At 51.3% G+C, this 19,390-nt stretch carries 11 protein-coding genes; 4 read left to right on the top strand and 7 right to left on the bottom strand.

Annotated features, from left to right (window positions below; genetic code table 11):
* Positions 1-146: 146 nt before the first annotated feature.
* The 3 genes from GmarT_RS10025 to GmarT_RS10015 all read left to right on the top strand — a co-directional run bounded on the left by GmarT_RS10025 (position 147) and on the right by GmarT_RS10015 (position 6,221).
* Complete coding sequence (locus GmarT_RS10025) at positions 147-1,349, top strand: efflux RND transporter periplasmic adaptor subunit (RefSeq protein WP_002649018.1); 1,203 nt, start codon at positions 147-149, stop codon at positions 1,347-1,349.
* 53 nt (positions 1,350-1,402) lie between these two features.
* Positions 1,403-4,567, top strand: coding sequence for an efflux RND transporter permease subunit (locus tag GmarT_RS10020; RefSeq protein ID WP_002649019.1), 3,165 nt, complete (start codon positions 1,403-1,405; stop codon positions 4,565-4,567).
* Positions 4,568-4,928: 361 nt separating this feature from the next.
* Complete coding sequence (locus GmarT_RS10015) at positions 4,929-6,221, top strand: hypothetical protein (protein ID WP_002649021.1); 1,293 nt, start codon at positions 4,929-4,931, stop codon at positions 6,219-6,221.
* Positions 6,222-6,301: 80 nt separating this feature from the next.
* On the opposite strand, the gene GmarT_RS10010 is transcribed toward GmarT_RS10015, so the two are convergent.
* The 5 genes from GmarT_RS10010 to secA all read right to left on the bottom strand — a co-directional run bounded on the left by GmarT_RS10010 (position 6,302) and on the right by secA (position 15,306).
* The gene (locus tag GmarT_RS10010; RefSeq protein ID WP_002649022.1) at positions 6,302-7,441 is read right to left on the bottom strand and encodes a 3-oxoacyl-ACP synthase III family protein; all 1,140 of its coding nucleotides are present in this window, start codon (positions 7,439-7,441) and stop codon (positions 6,302-6,304) included.
* A gap of 491 nt (positions 7,442-7,932) precedes the next feature.
* Positions 7,933-8,871: a hypothetical protein gene (locus GmarT_RS10005; protein WP_149302606.1), complete on the bottom strand. Its 939-nt coding sequence runs from the start codon at positions 8,869-8,871 to the stop codon at positions 7,933-7,935.
* 50 nt (positions 8,872-8,921) lie between these two features.
* Positions 8,922-10,100: a methionine adenosyltransferase gene (metK, locus tag GmarT_RS10000; RefSeq protein ID WP_002649024.1), complete on the bottom strand. Its 1,179-nt coding sequence runs from the start codon at positions 10,098-10,100 to the stop codon at positions 8,922-8,924.
* A gap of 268 nt (positions 10,101-10,368) precedes the next feature.
* Positions 10,369-11,712: a 3-deoxy-D-manno-octulosonic acid transferase gene (locus tag GmarT_RS09995; protein WP_002649025.1), complete on the bottom strand. Its 1,344-nt coding sequence runs from the start codon at positions 11,710-11,712 to the stop codon at positions 10,369-10,371.
* A gap of 45 nt (positions 11,713-11,757) precedes the next feature.
* Entirely contained in the window at positions 11,758-15,306 is a 3,549-nt protein-coding gene (secA, locus tag GmarT_RS09990; RefSeq protein ID WP_002649026.1) for a preprotein translocase subunit SecA, read from the bottom strand.
* 397 nt (positions 15,307-15,703) lie between these two features.
* On the opposite strand from secA, the gene GmarT_RS09985 reads away from it, so the two are divergent.
* Positions 15,704-16,414, top strand: coding sequence for a molybdopterin-dependent oxidoreductase (locus GmarT_RS09985; RefSeq protein ID WP_002649027.1), 711 nt, complete (start codon positions 15,704-15,706; stop codon positions 16,412-16,414).
* A gap of 36 nt (positions 16,415-16,450) precedes the next feature.
* Here the strand turns inward: GmarT_RS09985 and GmarT_RS09980 are convergent, their stop codons facing one another.
* Positions 16,451-17,671 (bottom strand): prenyltransferase/squalene oxidase repeat-containing protein, encoded by a 1,221-nt coding sequence (locus GmarT_RS09980; protein WP_002649028.1) that lies wholly within the window; start codon positions 17,669-17,671, stop codon positions 16,451-16,453.
* 5 nt (positions 17,672-17,676) lie between these two features.
* On the bottom strand, positions 17,677-18,756 hold the full coding sequence (locus GmarT_RS09975) for a prenyltransferase/squalene oxidase repeat-containing protein (RefSeq protein ID WP_002649029.1): 1,080 nt from the start codon (positions 18,754-18,756) through the stop codon (positions 17,677-17,679).
* Positions 18,757-19,390 lie beyond the last annotated feature (634 nt).

The raw sequence follows: 19,390 nt of genomic DNA, 5'->3' as shown, positions 1-19,390 counted from the left end.
ACAGAGTCCCTCTGCTGTCATACATCAAGAGCTTTTACAAACTGATTTTTCATTGAACGAGTCTGCAATCTCAGAGTCTCGATCAGTAAACGATTTGTTTGCTCAAAGGTTCCTGCTGCGGTTCACACAACCGGAGAAACGAAAAGATGAAAGTACTGATTGCCCCAGCCTGTACGGCCATTGCCATGATTGCAGGCTGGCTGGTTTATGAACACTCCCTGAACAATGCACAAACCTCTCCCACAAAAATCCTGACTGAGCCGATCGCGGTACAGGTCACCCGCTCTACCGAAAAAACTCTGGAAAAACGGATTACCCTGGTGGGCAACCTGGAAGCCGGTTCCCAGGTGGAAATCCGCTCGAAATACAATGGGTATATTAAATCCATCCCGTTTGATGTAGGCGAGCGGATCAAAGCCAACGATGTGATTCTGGAATTGAATGACACCGAACTGCAGGAACTGGTCAGTAAAGCAGCTGCCTCACTGACGGTTGCCAAAGCGCAACTGAAAGCACAAGTCACAGGCCAGGAACTGGCTCAAAAGGCTTATGAACGTCTGCTGGTTCTACAGAAATCCGGTGTGAGCACGCAACAGGAGATGGAAGAGGCGCTGGCCAACAAGGCAATCCAGGAAGCGCAGACGGAACTCGAAGAAGCCCGTGTGGAACAGGCCGAATCGGACCTGGAACAAAGTCGACTGCGACTGCAGGAAAATAAAGTCCTGGCGCCGACCGATGGCTTTCTGGCAGAACGGATGGTCGATGTCGGCGATCTGGCTAAACCGGATGTTCCCTTAATGAAAATTGTAAACCTGGATCATGTACGGACCATCGTACATATCGTGGAAAAAGATTACGAAGATGTCAAACTGGGGCAGAAGGCTCTCATCACTGTTGATACGTTCCCGGGCAAAACTTTTTCAGGTCAGGTGAAACGGAAAGCACCGGTTCTCGACCCGCAAACCCGAACCGCCGCTGTACATATCGAAATTCCGAATGCAGACTTCTCGCTGAAACCGGGAATGCATGCCCGCGTGCAGATCGTCTTTGAACATCGCCACAAAACCAGCGTCCTGCCGATTGCTTCGCTGACCCGCAGAAAAGACGGCCCTGGTTCCGCAGTCTTCATCATTGGTGGAAATCCTCCCATGACCGAACGGCGCAATATTGAAACCGGCATCAATGACGGTGAACTCGTCGAAATTCTGTCCGGGCTCAAACCGGAAGACCTGGTGATTACCCTGGGTAATCGGATGGTTGATGAAGGACAGACGGTCACACCAGTAGAAGTGCCCATGGATCAGGTGATTCAGACACCGTCCCCGTTACCACAGAAAACTAATTTGTGATCAGGATGATCATTTGATTTCATAGCAGATCATCAAACCTTGAGAAATCGATTATGTCCCTGACCCGACTGGCAGTTCAGCGTCCGATTACAACCCTGATGTCCTCACTGGTGCTGGTCATGCTGGGCGGGGTTTCACTATCACAGCTGGCCGTGGATCTGATGCCTGACATTCAGAACCCCAGCGTCAGCGTGATCACGCTCTATGAGGGTGCGGGTCCCGACGAGGCGGAAAAGCAGATCACGCGCCCGATTGAACAGAATCTGAGTTCTGTCTCCGGCATTGAGAATATTCTCAGCAGCAGCATGGAAGGCAGCAGTACCGTACGACTGCAATTCCAGTGGGGCACCGATCTCAACCTGGCGATCAACGAAGTGCGTGACTCGCTGAACAAACTGAGAAACAAGTTGCCCGAGGGAGCCGAAGATCCTTACATCCGCCATTTTGATGTCGCGGACCGCCCCATTCTGTATCTCGGGTTGAACAGTGACCTGGACCCGATCACACTCACCCGTCTGACGGAAAATCAGATCATCCCGCAGTTCGAACAGCTGGAAGGCGTCGCCCGGGTCCGCATGCGGGGCGCGATTGAACGGGAGATCCAGATCAACCTGGATCGCAGTAAGCTCGAGTCGCTCAATATGGGCGTCAACGAAGTCATTAACGCGCTGAAGCAGGAGAATATCAACCAGCCCGCCGGTAACTACGAGGAAGGCCATCTCAATCTGCATATCCGCAGCCAGGGTGAATTTACCGACCTGGATCAGATCGAGAATACGGTGGTTCGTGAACAGGCGGGTGCCACGGTTCACGTGCGGGACATCGCGGAAGTCGTCGACGGTGAGAAAGAACGGACTGAGCTGACTCGCATGAACGGACAGCCCGGCATCCTGCTGTACGTGTATAAGCAGTCGGGCGCGAATACGATCAGCGTGAGTGACCAGGTACAAAAGCAGGTCGAGCGGGTCAACAAATCGCTGCCTGACATGAAGCTCACCATTCGCGTGGATAACTCGGAATACATTCGACAGTCGATCGCCAATATTCAGGAAGCCGCTCTGTATGGAATGGGACTGGCCATTCTGGTGCTGATTGTCTTTCTGCGCAGCTTCCGCAGTGTGCTGGTGATCGGCGTCTGTATGCCTCTCTCCGTTCTCGCGACATTCACCCTGATTTATTTTCAGGGCTTCACATTGAATATCATCTCATTCGGCGGACTGGCGCTGGGCGTCGGTCTATTGGTCGATAATTCGATTGTGGTACTGGAAAGCATTTTCCGCAAACGGGAAGAAGGCCTGGACCCCAAAACGGCGGCCATTGAAGGGACTGAAGAAGTTTCCTCTGCGATCATTGCCAGCACCTTGACGACACTGATCATTTTTCTGCCTCTGATCTTTATTCATGGTACAACCGGTATCCTGCTGCATCAGCTGGCGTGGGTGGTTTCCTTTTCCCTGGTCTGCTCGCTGTTTGCCAGCCTGACTCTGACACCAGTCATGAGTGCTTACTGGATCCCGGAACAGGCAACAACACCGCATACAGGCTGGACCCGTTACTGGTTCAAGCTGATCGATGGTTTCCATCACCTGAATTATCAGATCCTGTTGAAACTGGAGCGAATCTACCAGCGGATTTTGAAGTTCAGCTTGAAACATGCCACGTTGACCGGCTTCCTGCTGCTACTCTGCTTTACGACCACACTGGGCCTGACACCGCATGTGAAAACGGAATTTTTACCGAAAACAGACGAAGCGGCGATTAACGTCTTTTCGAGAATGGCGGCCGGCATTCAGCTCAGAAAACTGGATCAGCAGACGCGGATACTGGAACAGGCGACGATTGAGGCAGTCCCTGAAGCGATCGCGATTGCTTCCTTTATCGGTGATAGTGCCGATGACGCAGACCAGTGGAACCGCACGACTTTAAGACTCCAGCTGCAACCCCGCGGTGAACGTGAACGGGGAATCGAAGAAATCCGTAAAGCGCTGGACGATGCGATCGGCCCGATTCCCGGCATGAAAGTCCAGGTGAAAGCACAAACGGAAATGATGCTGATGCGGATGATCGGGAGACGAGGTGGGGGAGATCTGGTTGTACAGGTCGCCGGCCACAACCTGCAGTCCGCGCAACTGATTGTCGACCAGGTCGTATCGGTCATGAAGCAGACCCCCGGACTGATCAATGTGGAGGCAGAGGTTTCAGATCAACGCCCTGAACTGACTGCTTCCATCGATCGTGAAAAAGCGGGACTGCTCAAAATCAGTGTGCAGGATATCGCGCAGACCCTGGAAACGACCATTCGGGGCACGGAAGCCACACTCTACCGGGAAGAAGGTGATGAATTTCCCGTTGTCGTCCGTTTGCGGGCGGAAGACCGCGATCAGATGGATGACGTGCAACAGGTGGGTGTCACGACAGCAACGGGTCGCACCATTCCTTTGAAAAACATGCTCACATTTCAGCCCAACGAAGCCCCCGTGGTGATTGAACGCCAGAATCAACAGCGTATCCTGAGAGTCTTTGCCGATGTCGAGGGACGCGACCTGGGCAGTGTAGTCCCTGAGCTTGAAGAAAACCTGAGTGCCATCCAGGTTCCTTCCGGATTTTCGGTCAGTGTCGCAGGCGACTGGGAAGAACAGCAGAAGAGTTTCACGGCACTGAAACAGGGTTTCATTCTGGCGATTCTGCTGATGTACATGATTATGGCTTCACAGTATGAATCATTGAGTGATCCGTTTTACATTCTGTTTGCGGTTCCACTGGGAATGATGGGTGTGATCTGGGTTTTTGTTTTCACAGACACGACGTTAAATGTGCAGTCATTCATCGGCATCGTCGTGCTGTCGGGAATTGTGGTCAACAATGCCATCGTTCTCGTTGATTATATCAACCAGCTCCGACGAAGATTCCCGGAAAGACCGGTGAACGAGCTGATCATTCAGGCCGCCACTCGCCGTTTCCGACCGATTCTGATGACCACACTTACGACGGTTCTGGCCATGATCCCGATTGCCCTGGGCTGGGGTGAAGGGGGCGAACTGCAGGCTCCTATGGCGCGTGTTGTGGTCAGTGGCCTGATTGCAGGCACCACAATCACCCTGCTGGCAATTCCTTTGATTTACCAATCCTGTACTGTTCCTGCGGCGAAAAAGAGATCGCAAAACAAGGAAGCTCCACTACAGGAACCGCTCATCGGTGAACCGGTAAAATCCAGCTGAAATGACGGGGAACTCCCGTCTACGATAGCATCAACTCCGCCGGTCTGACTATAATACGCGTCAAGTGTCTTATCAGACCTGGAATGGCACGTTGGTCGAAATGGTCCGCACGCCCGTTGGCGTGCCCGCCTGACATTGACCACCTGCCAAAACAGGATTGATGGACCACTGGTTTGTATTCATCTGCACGAGTGTGTTCGGGTTTTGTCATCTGAGATCAGATTGACAGCAATTTCTGCACGATTTCAGCCTGAATACGAACTGAGGGATTGACGGGCTTTCTGTTACGGATTTTGAAATACAGGATCATGTCAATCGGGCATCTCTCTCATCTCTGGGCATCTGGATATTCACTCTGACGATGATGAATCAAAAACCTGCACTGATTACCGAACCGATTCCGTACAAAACCCTGTTTCCCTGGTTGAACCTGTTTCGGGTATTTCGACTGGCTGTCGATTTCCAGAAAATCATCCTGGCCTGTGCAGCGATCCTGCTGTTCATGCTGGGAAACCAGTTGTTTAATCAACTTCCGTTTGCACCTCAGCAACCCGTGAGCAATCGTTCGGACTTAGTTCACCAGCGAATTGAGTTTCCCCCCCGGAATTCTGACCTGTTTTTACACTCTCCTCAACAGGGGCTGACCCCGATTCCAGAACAGTCACCGGGAGTGCTCAACCTGGTCCGGGGCACAACGCTGCTGGAACCGATGTCCTATTTCACCAGACCGGTTCTGACCCTGTTTGAAACCGGTGCCAGCTGGAGCACACTGGCTTACGCCACAACACAACTGTTGTGGGCGATTATTATCTGGGCGGTGTTCGGCGGTGCCATCACCAGGATTGCCTCAATTCAGATTGCGCAGGATGATCATATCGGCATGCGGGCTGCGCTAAAATTTTCACTGACACGAATCCTGTCGCTGGTCAGTGCCCCCCTGCTCCCCTTTGCGGGCATGGGTTTCTTCTGGATCCTCTGCCTGCTGATCGGTCTGTTAGGTAATATTCCCAGTGTCGGGGGAGTGATCGTCAGTCTGCTCTGGGGACTGGCTTTTCTGTTTGCCTTCGTCATGAGCCTGATCCTGCTGGTAACCCTGGCGGGCTGGCCTCTGATGATGACCACCATCAGCGTGGAAGACAGCGATGGCTTTGATGGTTTAAGCCGTATCTTCAGCTACATATTTGGTCGAATCTGGTATTTTCTGTGGCTGGTGTTTGTCACACTCTGCTATGGAGCTGCCTGTCTGTTCCTTGTCGAACTGTTGATGCAACTGGTTTCTCACCTGGCATTCTGGGGTGTCAGCTGGGGCATGGGCAGCGAACAGGCTTTCGAACTGTTCAACCAGGGAAAGACCAACCTGGCCACTTCCATTTCCAGGGGCTGGGGCGCCGTACTCAACATCACTTTTTCCGGTTTCGTGATCAGTTTTTTCTGGTCAGCCAGTACCGTGATCTATTTCCTGCTGAGGAAGTGTGATGACGGGACGCCCATTGATCACGTCTACTACACAGAAGAGGAAGCGGATACCGCCAATGAGCTGCCGCTGGCGGGTGTTGCCAAAGCGGGTGAACCTGTCATTGAACGGCCTGTGACGCCGGACAAAACAGATGACGACGTACAGCAGGAGGCGAAAGAGTCAACCGATCCAGAGTAAACCCGGTTTGAATTCACCAGGTGGTCGCGCAGACTGAGTTCTGGCTAGATTCACCGGGAATCAGAGAGCACGTGAAAGGTCTACCAGCGAAACAAGCCTGTGCCCCAGGCGAGTCCGGCACCAAAACCACTCAGGAGAATGGTATCGCCGCGATTGATCCGGCCTGATTGAAACGCTTCATCCATCACAATGGGAATCGATCCGCCGGACGTATTCCCGTAGCGATCGAGATTGATAAAGACTTTCTCGCGGGGAATCCCTAACTGCTCACAGGCAGAATCAATAATGCGGATATTCGCCTGATGCATCAGGAACAGATCGACTTCATGTACGCTCATGCCCGTTTTCGTCAGCATCAGATCAATGGAATCGGCGACCGTTCGAACAGCCCACTTGAAGACGCTGCGTCCATCCATATTCAGGAAATGACGTCCAGCAGTAATATCATCAGCCGTGGCAGGATTACGGGTTCCACCAGAGGGACGGTCCAGCAGAGAACAGCCACTGCCATCAGAGCCGGTCTGATAACAGGTCAGCCCCTGATGAGGGTCACCCTTTGACAGCAGCACAGCACCGGCACCATCGCCAAACAACGGGGCCACACGACGGTCTTCGGGATTGACGATACGGCTGTTGCAGTCGCCGCCAATCACAAGGGCCAGTTTACTGTTTCCTGTCGCGACATACTGGGCCGCGGTGACCAGGGCATACATGAAACCGGCACACGCCGCCTGCAGATCAATCGCAGGGGCATCCAGTCCTAAGCGATCCTGCACCAGGCAGGCAACGGAAGGACATTGGAAATCCGGTGTAAACGTACCGACGATCAACAGATCGATGTCTTCCGGATTCACACGGGCCGCACGGATTGCTTTCTGAGCAGCCTCGTAACATAAATCACTGGTCGCCATTTCCGGTGGGGCATGTCGACGTTCCAGAATTCCTGTGCGCTGTTCAATCCATTCCGGGTCAAATCCAAAACGCTCCTGCAGATCCTGATTCGTAACGACATTGTCGGGTACATACGATCCACTCGAAACAATTTGTACTCCCAACAATGAATTAGTTCTTTGACTAATCACCTGGCGACCACGCTTGCTCTCTATTTTTTTTGTTTCAGGTACCTGATCCCTGTGTTGATTTAACAACCCGGATGCATCCAGAACGGATTCCAGATCCGTTGAATCGACCTGATTTTTTGATTGAAATTTCAAAGACATCTTGTGCATAATCCTGACATCCTTATTCAGTTTAAGTCAAACCTGCCGAACAGACAGAGCTCGACCTCCTTTCAACACGAGTCCGATCGTGATGCAGCACAATTCCATTGAATATCGAATCTCGGGATGAGATTCGGCTTCAAATGCAGATGCACTAACTGATTACCAAAACGATTTCGCATCAGTAACCAAAAGCTATATAGACTGGTAGCGAGACGGGAAATAAACAAATCTCACTGACTGTTGACGACAGCCGTTTAGACGTGATTCGACAACATGGTCCGCAAAGTATAGCGTTTCATAAAATTGGAAACTAGCGAAATATAGAAAATTCCAGCTAACGTATAATATAGGCAAGATTCAATGCCCTGCAAACAAACATAAAAGCCTATTTTGACACATTTTAGACTTAATTCAATTTCCCTTTGAGGATTAGTTTTGCAATTCGGCAGATATCCCAAACTACCCTGATGATCAAAAGGAAACCTGTTTCAGGCAACATCTTCATTGCACGTCTGATTGGTCACCCAGTATTGCATGACAGCCTCAAATTCTGATTCCAGATCGATAGATCGTTTGACCTCCACGCTGATCCCATAGCCCCGGGTTTCCAGAACCCGTGTCCGGACCGATAAACCGGGATCAAATTCGCAGTTCACGGAGAGTTTTCCCTTCAGGGGAGGATACAGTCCGAGATGCACCACCCGGGTTTTCTGCTGGGGTTCAAATTGCACCAGGACCCCGCCCTCAATGAATTCAAAACCTGCCTCATCTGAGTTGCGATTCATCCACTGTGAGCAATTGGCGTGCTCCTGATCGTCTGAAAGTGATTCAACATCAGACTGGCTTTGTGCCAGTAACGCTTCAAAACGCTTTTCACGTCCTGCATCGATCTCGGCGTGATCTGAGGTCTCTGGATCAGCTTCAGCCAGGGACTCCACAGGGACTGTTTTAGAAAACGTCTGTTCGGTCACATCGACGTGATCACTCTCCGCGAACCGTACTGCCTCCCGGTCCAGCCACTCCAGCACCCCGGCAAACGCCATGAAATAGGTCAGGCAGAAAAACAGGATGCCCATCAGATTGAGTCCCTTTTCAGGCAAGACCGCCAGCATGCCGGCCAGTACAGGCAATATGAGTGCCAGCGTGAGGCCACTCTTTTGGCTGCCTGAAAGCCTGAGCATCCTGAACTGGCGCAGTAACAGCAGGGTTCCGGCGACAAGACACGACATCAGGCTGCCTACGGTCAGCACGGGGAGATAGCTGTTTGGAACCTGAATCGAGCCAACGGCACGTAACAGCAGCAGCCCTCCTCCGCCGGCAATAATGACGACGGCGAAAAACAGAGGGGAAAGCCCTCTCAAAAGAGACAGCTTTCCCCGTGTCATTTCATTTTCCAGGCAATGAAGATTCTGCTTGGATTGTTTCATATCGAGCATCTTCCCTTCTGCTCTGCCAAATTCTGAATAAACGATAAAGCTCAGGACATGGCAAATTGTGTCTCGGGTACTTCGTTCCCCAATCCGGCAGCGTCTCTCAATTCAGCTGCTTTATCTGTTGCTTCCCAGGTAAAATCAGGATCATTCCGACCAAAGTGCCCTCCCCAGGTTGTTTTTCTGAAAATCGGGCGGCGTAACTGCAGATGATTGATAATTCCCTGCGGACTCAGCGGAAAGAGCTCACCGACCAGTTCGGAAATCTTCGCTTCGGGAATCACTGACGTGCCTTTGGTATCCACGTAAATGCTGGTTGGCTCGACGACACCAATCGCATAGGAAAGCTGAACTTCACACTCAGCAGCCAGTCCGGCAGCGACGATATTTTTGGCAATGTAACGTGCCATGTAGGCAGCAGAACGGTCTACCTTGGTAGAGTCTTTCCCGCTGAATGCACCACCACCATGACGTCCCCAGCCGCCGTAAGTGTCCACGATAATTTTACGTCCGGTCAATCCGGTATCGCCGTGAGGACCACCAATTACAAAGCGACCTGTAGGATTGATATGGTATTTCGTTTTATCACTTAAGAAGTCAGCGGGAATCACTTCCTTGACGACTTTTTCAGTCACAAAACGATGAATTTCTTCCTGAGATACTTCTTCTGTGTGCTGGGTGGAAACGACCACTGCAGAGACGCCTACAGGTTTGCCGTCTTCATAGTCAACGGTGACCTGGCTTTTGCTGTCCGGTAATAACCAGTCAACTTCACCATTCTGACGGATTTCAGTGAGCTTGTTCAAAATCCTGTGTGAGAGCGCAATCGGAACCGGCATGTATTCTTCAGTCTGATTGCAGGCATAGCCAAACATCAGCCCCTGGTCTCCGGCTCCTTCTGCATCAACGCCCTGGGCAATATCTGCACTCTGCTGATGCAGTTTCACCAGAACTTCGCAGGTATCGGCGTTAAACCCGATATCCTTACTGGTGTAGCCAATATCGCGAATCACATCACGAGCGACTTTTTCATAATCAACCTGGGCGTTACTGGTGATTTCACCAGCCAACACGACAAAGTCCGTGGTACATAATGTCTCACAAGCGACACGTGAGTAGGGATCTTGAGCAAGTAATGCATCCAGAATGCCGTCGGAAACCTGATCGGAAACCTTATCCGGATGTCCCATACTGACGGATTCACTTGTGAACGAAAAATTAGCCATGCGTTACTCCACCTTAATACCTTGCCATGATGAGTGTACCCGGTCTAAAGCAACGCCGGGAACCTGATCCAATATTTCAACTTATGAAACGCCCTGTCTTAAGGAGCATATCCACACTTTGCGTCTCATATTAAATGATTTTGCCTAATTGTAGAATTCCAGAGTAAAGTCAACAAGAGAACCTCTCGTTCTGCTTTCTGTTTTAGAAAATGTTTCTGGCCGTAAGACAGTGGAAAAAGGCTTCTCAGGCACAGAAAAACAGATGGAATCAGGCAGCTTTGTCTTGCGCGTCCGACTGTCCCCCTGCCAGCAGAGGTGCAATCAGCGACAGGGTGCGCAATGTTGCTCCCCGTTGATCCAACACAAAGCGTTGCGCCCGTGCCCCCTGTGCTTCCGCCAGTGGCGGGTCTTCCAGCCATTCGATCAGTGTCTCCTGAAATGCAGCCCGGTTCTGAACAATCGTGACTGCCTCATGCTGCAGCAGGGCGTCGACCACGTCCTTGAAATTCCAGGTATTCGGCCCCAGCATCAAGGCGGTCCCATAGCCGGCCGGCTCGATCATATTTTGTCCACCACGTTTTGTCAGGCTTCCCCCGACGAACGCAATATCTGCCAGCCCCCAGCAGCTTTTCAATTCTCCCAGCGTATCCAGCAGTCCGATCGCAGGGGTCTGGCTGTTTGTGAACGGTAAAACAGATCCTGCTTCTCCCGACTCCTGTTCGCTGCGCCGAATCAGTGGAAGTCCGTATTGTTTCACCAGCTCTGCCACTTCATGGAACCGCTCCTGATGACGGGGTACCAGTATCAGGCGCAGGCGGGGAAATTGCTGCCTGGCTGCCAGGTAAACCTCCAGGGCAATCTGCTCTTCCGGCGACTGAGTGCTGCCAGCGATCAGAACAGTTTCCCCTGATTTCAGGCGAAAAATGTTCCGCAGTTCTGCCGTCAACGGATTCGCCCGATCCACCTGGATACCGTCAAATTTAATCGAGCCGGTCACCTGAATCCGATCTGCACGGCCTGTCAATTTCTGAAAACGTTCCGCATACGCGTCGGTCTGAACGGCAATCAGCTTTAGACGGTTCAGCAGCGGACCGATCAGCCAGCGAAGTTTCCGGTACCCGCGAAAACTTTTTTCACTCAAGCGACCATTGATAATCGAGACGGGGATCCCCGCCTGATCTGCTGCTAATACGAAATTCGGCCAGAGTTCCATCTCCACCAGAAGCACTGCCGTCGGCCTGATGCGCTGCAGTGCCCGCTTGACCGCCCAGGAAAAATCCAGGGGAAAATAACAGACGGTAAACTCAGGAAACTTTTCTTTTGCCACCGCATACCCGGTATGCGTAGTCGTCGAAATCACAAGTTCGAGTGTGGGATTCTGTCGTTTCAGTTCTTCCAGCAGGGGAGGCAGTTGTAAGACTTCCCCCACGCTGACGGCATGAAACCAGAAACAGGGCTCATAGCTGTTTCGCTCGGACAACTGTCCGAAAAACTTCTGCGCCAACCCGCTTCGATATTTTTTCTGAACCAGAACCCGGTACAGAATGACTGGCGAAGCACAGGCCAGCAACAGGCAATAAACGAGATTCAACAGGTAAGCATAAATTTGCACGGGATTCCATTCCCCAACCGGACTTCAATACCGGAATGTGATGAACTACAGATTCTTTCCGCAGCACTTTTTAAATTTCTTCCCGCTGCCACACGGACAGGGATCATTTCGACCGACCTTGGGTTGCTGATTGACAATCGGATCGATTGGCTGCTGAGCAGGCTCGGAAGAATTGGTATCCCCTTCACTCTCCTCATCGTAATCGTAATCATCCGTCACTTCTTCGTGGACCGTATCAGTAACCCGCCATAAAGAACCGACAAAATCAGGACTCTGTTTTTCCAGTCGGAAAATCGCTGAAGTGACCTGCTGACCAATGCGGCCCCACATGGCATCAAAGGCCTTCATCCCTTCGCGGCGGTATTCAACTTTGGGATCTTTCTGGGCATAGCCAACCAGACCAATGCCGGACCGCAAATGATCCATATAGTACAAGTGGTCTTTCCACGATGTATCAAGAACTTCCAGAATCAGCGAGCGTTCTGCCTGACTGAGTTCCGGGCGATAACGTTTGTTGTAAGCCTGATACAGGCGAATTCTCACTTCATCGTCGGTCAGGGGTTCCAGCTCTTCCGTCGTCAGATTCAGTTCGAGTTCCTCGTTTGCCCACTGAGCCAGCTCTCCCAGAGCGGCTTTGTTCTGCACGGGCTGAAGATTCTTTCCGGCAGAGACTTCCGATTCAGGAGCATAGGCTTTGGTCAGATACTGTTCGATCTGCTTTGAAGCTTCTCCGTTAACAAAAACCTTTTCACTTTCTGCGGACAGGATATTCTGAATCTCATTAACCTGTTTCCCTTTCAGGGCTTCCAGATCCAGGTTGGAATGAAATCTGGAGTTGGCCCACTTCACCAGGCCAACGCGGCTGTTTGATTCATTCCCGGGCTGTTGATTGCCCAGAAAATTGTACATCCCGACGGTTACCGGGAAGGTGACTTCTTTTTCCCGATACAGCTCTTTTACTTTTTCCAGTACTTTGGCTTTCGCTTCGGGAATACTCAGCGATTTGAATTCTTCCGGGTCGGCTTCGATGCCGAACTGATAGTTCAGATAGCCTGCCAGGGAACGGGAACCCCATTCTCCATCCAGAAATGCCTGCAAGGGGGTGAAATCGATGCGCTCGATGGCTTTTTGAGCATGATCGAAGAGCGTTTCATGCAGACCATCCCGGCCGATTTTTTTGAGTTCGCGTTCATTCAGATTCAAATTGAAATAAGCATTCGCCCATTTGGTCAACGCCTGCCAGTTCCAGTCATCTTCATATTCTTCCGGCAGATTCTCATTGATCTGTTCAGCAATGATATCATCCGCCTGCAGGCTGGCTTCATCTTTCAGATAGCTGACCAGTTGCTCGTAATCCATATCACGAATATTCGCGGCATCCACTTCGATATGAGCTTCCTGACCACACCAGGCGGCAATTGTATCCCAGCTGTAATTTTTATCGAGCAGACGCTCTGTTTCTTCATCGACCTGGCGTTCAATCATTTCCAGGATCAGATCGCGGCAGTTGCAGCCATCCAGAATCCGCTGACGGTAGCCATAGACGGTTTTTCGCTGTTCGTCCATGACTTCATCATATTCCAGCAGATGCTTACGCTGCTCGAAATGGGTTTCTTCCCGTTTCTTCTGTGCCCCTTCGACACGTTTGGAAACCATCCGACTCTCGATGGCCTCTCCTTCTTCCATGCCCAGACGAGACAGAATATTTTTTACCCATTCGCCGGCAAACACCCGCATCAGTTTGTCTTCGAGTGAAAGGAAGAAGCGGCTGGAACCGGGGTCTCCCTGACGTCCCGAACGACCACGCAGCTGCAGGTCGATACGACGGGAATCGTGACGCTCGGAACCGATCACATGCAACCCCCCCAGCTGCATGACTTCTTCGGCTTCGACATCCATGCCCTCCCGTTTTTCAATCTCTTTCACCAGTTTGTCCCACTCCGCTTTGGGGACTTCAATTCGGGACGCGTATTTCTGGCTCAATTCATCCCAGGCGATATGCTCCGCACTTCCCCCCAGAATAATGTCAGTACCACGCCCGGCCATATTCGTAGCAATGGTGACAGCGCCTTTACGACCTGCCTGCGCAATGATCTCCGCTTCACGTTCGTGATGCTTTGCGTTCAGCACATTGTGAGGAATGCCATATTTACTCAGTTTGTGACTGACAATTTCCGACTGTTCGATCGAAACGGTACCGACGAGAATCGGGCGTCCCTGTTTATGAACTTCGCGGACTTCGTCGGCAATCGCAGTCCATTTTTCTTTTTCCGTCTGATAGATCACATCGGGATGATTGATACGCTGCATGGGACGGTTGGTTGGAATACTGACTACATCCAGCTGATAAATCTTCCAGAACTCTTCCGCTTCCGTCATCGCCGTACCGGTCATGCCGGAGAGCTTATCGTATAATTTGAAAAAGTTCTGCAGGGTAATCGTCGCCAGAGTCTGCGACTCTTCTTTGATTTTCACACCTTCTTTGGCTTCCACCGCCTGATGCAGACCATCGCCCCATTGACGGCCCGGCATCAGTCGCCCGGTATGATCGTCCACGATAATCACTTCGCCCTGCTGAACGACATAATTCACATCCCGTTTATAGAGGTGATGTGCCTTCAGGGAGTTATCGATCAGGTGCGGCCATTCCATGTTCCCGGCGGTATAAAAGCTTTCCACACCAGCCAGCTCTTCCGCGTGTTTGACCCCCGCGTCCGTTAAGTGACAGGTATGCTCTTTTTCTTTGACTTCAAAATCGGTGCCTGGAATCAGCTTCAGGGCTACGGAATTGGCTTTGGAGTATTTGGTCAGATCATCCTGTGCGGGGCCGGAAATAATCAGCGGCGTACGTGCTTCGTCGATCAGAATATTATCGATTTCGTCAACGACGGCATAATTTAAGGGTCCCTGCACCTGCAGTTCTTTGACCGGTTTCATGTTATCCCGCAGATAGTCGAATCCGAACTCATTATTCGTACCATAGGTAATATCGCAGCCGTAATGCTTCTGGCGTTCTTCGGGACCCATTTTGGACTGGATCGCCCCGACAGTCAGTCCCAGCGCAATATGAATGGGGCCCATCCATTCCATGTCGCGTAAAGCCAGATAATCATTGACGGTCACAATATGGACTTTGCCGGAAAGCGCATTCAGGAAGGCCGGCAGAGACGATACCAGCGTTTTTCCTTCCCCGGTGACCATTTCTGCAATCATGCCTTTATGCAGAAAGTAGCCCCCGATCATCTGCACCGGGTAATGTCGCATACTCAAATTGCGACGAGCCGACTCACGAACGGCTGCGAATGCATAAGTCAGAATATCATCCAGGGTTTCCCCCGCAGCGAGGCGGGCGCGGAGTTTCTCCGCGGTCTGTTTCAATTCTTCTTCGGACAGTTTCATCAACTCCGGTTCAAAACTGTCGATTTCTGCCAGCATGGATCCGGGCACGATTTGATCATGCCCCTCTTTATCCCGGACGAAACCCAGTTTCCGTATCTGTCGTTCATTCGATGAACCGAACAACCCGGTCAGAAATCGTTCCAACCATGCCGTTACTGTTGTTAGCCATTCACCCAGCTTGTCTAGGAATTCCATTTTTTAACCCGAACTCGAATTCTCGAAAAATAGTCTTCAATATTTCTTCTGGTTGATCACGGTGCGACTGTCATACTGGCAGGAACAAGAAACCGTTCCCTGATGACTGAATTATTCGCCAGCAGCAGACCATCCTTATCCAGAATACATTTAATTTCTGTAAGTTCTTCTCTTTCCGAAGTTTATTTATTTTGAAAAATATGGTCAATGGCGTTATTCCGCCGGCTTGCGACCGCAACTTCAGAGATTGGAAGGCTCACTCATACAGAAATGCAACCAATGTGCCAAGTCTGGGGCATTTGTAATATCTTCCTCTGGATAATTTAGCCGAAATTCCTATATTTCTGAGGGAAACCCGTTCGGGATGCCTCTTCCTAAATGACTGTGGAGCCTACAGATGTATAATAATCCTGATTCCGAGAAATATCAGACCGGTGCGCCCCCGCTCCCCCCGGACGCAGATGCGGAAATCATCATCAGTGCAGACACCCGTCGGCAGGAGCGGATTCCCGCCGGACAGTCAAGAACGCGAAAATGGCCTGTACTGCATGCCACCACGGTCCCGGCGGTTAATCTCGACACCTGGAAACTTGAAATCGGCGGACTGGTAAATACCCCGCTCTCATTCACCTGGGAGGAATTCCAGCAGCTCCCGCGGACCCGGGTCTTCGCCGATTTCCATTGCGTGACGCGCTGGTCCCGGCTGGGAAATCTGTGGGAAGGAGTCTCCGCCCAGGAGATCATGCAACGTGCCGGCGTTCATCCCGATGCCCGCTACGTGGTGGCGACCGGCTATGATGGCGACTGGACGACCAACCTTCCTCTGAAAGATTTTCAGTCCGAAGATGTTCTGCTCTGCGATCTGCATGATGGCCAGCCGTTGATTCCGGATCATGGGGGTCCGGTACGCCTGATCGTCCCTCTGCTCTATGCCTGGAAAAGTGCCAAGTGGCTCAAACGGATCGATTTCCTTGCCAAAGATGCGCCAGGCTACTGGGAACGTTGCGGATACCATCACCATGGCGATCCCTGGGTGGTCGATAAAAACAACCCAGACGGTGAACGTTTCGAAGACCCGGACCAGATCCCACCCGGCTTTGATGAATGATCGGGCATCCTGCTCATCTCGAATCTAAAATACTCACTACTCAGCCGGAGTCAGACAGTGATGAAGCGTCTGGAGTGCGAACGCGGTAGCGATCAGAGGATCGTCTTCCATCATCCAGGGAAGCGGGTTTTCCCAGTGCCCGTCTGCCTGCTGTTTCGCAATGAGTGTCTGCAAGACCTCGTGACAGCGTGAATTCAGAAACTGATTTTCCACACCTTTTTCCCTCATTTGTTTCCAGACACGGGCTGTCGCTGCCGCTTCGTAAAAAAAGAGAGCATCCAGCTTCTGGTATGAAGGCAAGAACTCTGCAGAGAGCGGGATCACAGCAAGACGTGCATGCGTTAATTGAGGTAGAACATGAATCGCAGTTTGAATCCTGCGATCGTCTGCAGGCACATCGCAGACCAGCAGCGCCGAAATTCCATCACAGGTCGCCGAGAGATAAGGGACGCCATACAGCTTCCCGGACGGGCTGCGTTGGGAACCTGCTTTATTCAGAGGATGATCAGACAGGAACGTAAACACAAAACCACCCGCGCCCGCAGCTTCAGCGGGCACCTGACAGTGCTGCAGATAGTCCAATGCTGCAAAACGGTTCTTGAGTGGTAATTTTTGCGCCCCGGACAGCGCGGCGAGGGCAAAGTAAGTGACAGAGACGTTCGGTGGATTGGCTGCGGAACCCTGCTGGAATGAATCACTACCTGGCCCCCATCCCCCCGCGACATCACCTTCTGAAAGTCGATCTGCTTGTAATATTCTCTGCCGGCGCAACAATTCCCGACTTAATGAGTCCCGTAGTTCCCGATTTACAGTTGCTTCCGGCTGATACTGATTCAGTGTCGCTAACATCAGACAGATTGAATACATGGGATAATTCGATTCTGCTTCAACCGACTTCCAGATCTCTTCCTGGTTGATTTTAGATTTGAGAAAGGCCAATCCGCGACTGATTGATTCACCTTGGGCTGCACCCGGTGGCGTGATTTCCACCAGCGTTGACATCACCAGCGCACTGTCCGCGATTCTGCTCTCGAAACTGGCATAAGTTTTCGATTGCCAGCTGCCATCATATTTCTGCTGCTGTTCCAGCCAGCGTCTGCCCTTCAGCAGCGCATTGCTCACCTGTTGCTGTCGCGATTTGAATTTCCCACGCTCCACCCGGATGTCAGGTGTCAGGTCTTCCGCGTTCAGTTGACCCGGTATAAGCAGTAGTATTCCAAGTAAACAAACCCGGTTGTGATTGCAGTGCCGATACATCCCGATTACAGATCTGAAGTGGGAAGACTGAAATTAGGGGATAACAGGGTCAGCAGAACGCCGGCCGTACAAAAGGTCCGATCGGTAATACAATGATGGCCTTTCCAGCTGCCATCCTGATTTTGAGTTCGCAATACACCGTCGCGCACCTGGGGATACCAGTATTTCCAGTTATCTTCCTGTCCTTTCAGCATGCATTCGGTAATAAAATAGAAGGCCAGATATTCTTCTCCCCCGGCGAAACGAAACACCCGCGGTTCCGTTTTCACTGTTTCCAGGATCGTCTTCACACACTCCTGGAATTCTGGAGTATTCCTGTATCCCAGTGAATACAGCACGCGCACCCCAGCCGCCTCTTTATAAAACTGTTGCATCCAGTTCCGCCTCTCATCGGGCTGCTCCCGCAAATGCTTCATCAGAGCCTGACCTACCAGGTGTTCCGAAGCTTCAATTCGCAAGCCAGCCGAACTGGCCGCTCGCAGACATTCCCAGCCTAAAATCGTTCCCAGTACGGGAGCCCAGCTCTCATTTCCCCAGGTGCCATCTTTTCTCTGTGTCAGGCAGATATGATTAACAAGTTTGTCCAAAGCTGCGCGAATCGCTTTTTCTTCACCGGGAGCATCATAATAAACCTGACTCAGATAAAGTGTCGCCAGAAACAGATCCGCATTCAGACCGATTTTTCTTTGCACCAGGGTGATATTTTCTTTCGAACGTTTGAATCGATGAGACTCGACCAGATCCAGAACTCCATATAATACCAGTCGACTCTGTTTCTGATATTTGCCGCCACGCGGAGTGCTGCCTTCGGAAAGGAGCACGAGACCTGTCATCGCAGTACAACTGAGATCCGGCATATGATACCGGTCTGGTCCCACTGTTCCATCTCTGTGAATAGCCGAGATCAACCAGTCCATCCCGCGTTCGATCGCCTGCCGGGTTTTGGGATTATTTCGGACCGGGTTGCCCGCCTGCACCGTCGATGTCACCAGTCTGAAATCAGAACAGGGCGCCGGAATGAAACTCAGGCAATAAATCAGGGTGTTTACAATTAACAGGTTCTTCGATAAGAATGGACGTTTCATCCGGCACAATCCTTTGAACAAAACAAATCTCAGATCGTTCAAAGGAAAACCACTGCATAAATCAGTCCATTTTTTCACATTCTTTTATCGTGCAGAAATCCAGCGGAGAAAGGCTTTCTTAGGTTGCATGGAGCTGAAAGAGACGACGCCTGAAAACCTTAAGTAGATTTCACCGACCGTGATGTCGAAAAATACGACAGACGGATTTCCCAAAAGGAGCAGGATGCGAAAGTAAACATGATCGGATGGAATCGTCTGATCATATATTCGCCTTGAACGATACCTGCACCAGTTCCGGATTTCCATCTGAGGCGATCGGACGCATTTCGTTATACTGCTGCCTTGTTTTCTGCAGAGAAATGTCTTGTCCCTCTCTGTCGTGAAAGCGGTCTACAGCAACTGGTTTTATCAGCCTGCCACTGGTCACGAGGTCGGCAGGCATTTTTCCCGGCGGACGTGATCCGTTTTTGTTATTGAGGAGATCGATTCTATGGAGCGGCTTGCAGACGTCAAGGGAGATCTGAATAAAAGCAGGTGGCGATACAGGTTGATACCGGGGCGATCTGGTGCGATGCCGAGGCCATTCTGTGCCGATGACGGGCGAAGTGCGGCGACCCGCAGGCAAACATTCGGA

Origin of the sequence: Gimesia maris, from assembly GCF_008298035.1 — a bacterium.
In the GTDB taxonomy this organism is placed as follows: domain Bacteria; phylum Planctomycetota; class Planctomycetia; order Planctomycetales; family Planctomycetaceae; genus Gimesia; species Gimesia maris.
This window is presented reverse-complemented; position numbering and strand designations above follow the sequence as displayed.

Excerpts from the sequence above, each read along its gene's own strand:
- GmarT_RS10025 (WP_002649018.1), top strand. The coding sequence starts at position 147 with ATGAAAGTACTGATTGCCCCAGCCTGTACGGCCATTGCCATGATTGCA.
- GmarT_RS10020 (WP_002649019.1), top strand. The coding sequence starts at position 1,403 with ATGTCCCTGACCCGACTGGCAGTTCAGCGTCCGATTACAACCCTGATG.
- GmarT_RS10015 (WP_002649021.1), top strand. The coding sequence starts at position 4,929 with ATGATGAATCAAAAACCTGCACTGATTACCGAACCGATTCCGTACAAA.
- GmarT_RS10010 (WP_002649022.1), bottom strand. The coding sequence starts at position 7,441 with ATGTCTTTGAAATTTCAATCAAAAAATCAGGTCGATTCAACGGATCTG.
- GmarT_RS10005 (WP_149302606.1), bottom strand. The coding sequence starts at position 8,871 with ATGAAACAATCCAAGCAGAATCTTCATTGCCTGGAAAATGAAATGACA.
- metK (WP_002649024.1), bottom strand. The coding sequence starts at position 10,100 with ATGGCTAATTTTTCGTTCACAAGTGAATCCGTCAGTATGGGACATCCG.
- secA (WP_002649026.1), bottom strand. The coding sequence starts at position 15,306 with ATGGAATTCCTAGACAAGCTGGGTGAATGGCTAACAACAGTAACGGCA.
- GmarT_RS09985 (WP_002649027.1), top strand. The coding sequence starts at position 15,704 with ATGTATAATAATCCTGATTCCGAGAAATATCAGACCGGTGCGCCCCCG.
- GmarT_RS09980 (WP_002649028.1), bottom strand. The coding sequence starts at position 17,671 with ATGTATCGGCACTGCAATCACAACCGGGTTTGTTTACTTGGAATACTA.
- GmarT_RS09975 (WP_002649029.1), bottom strand. The coding sequence starts at position 18,756 with ATGAAACGTCCATTCTTATCGAAGAACCTGTTAATTGTAAACACCCTG.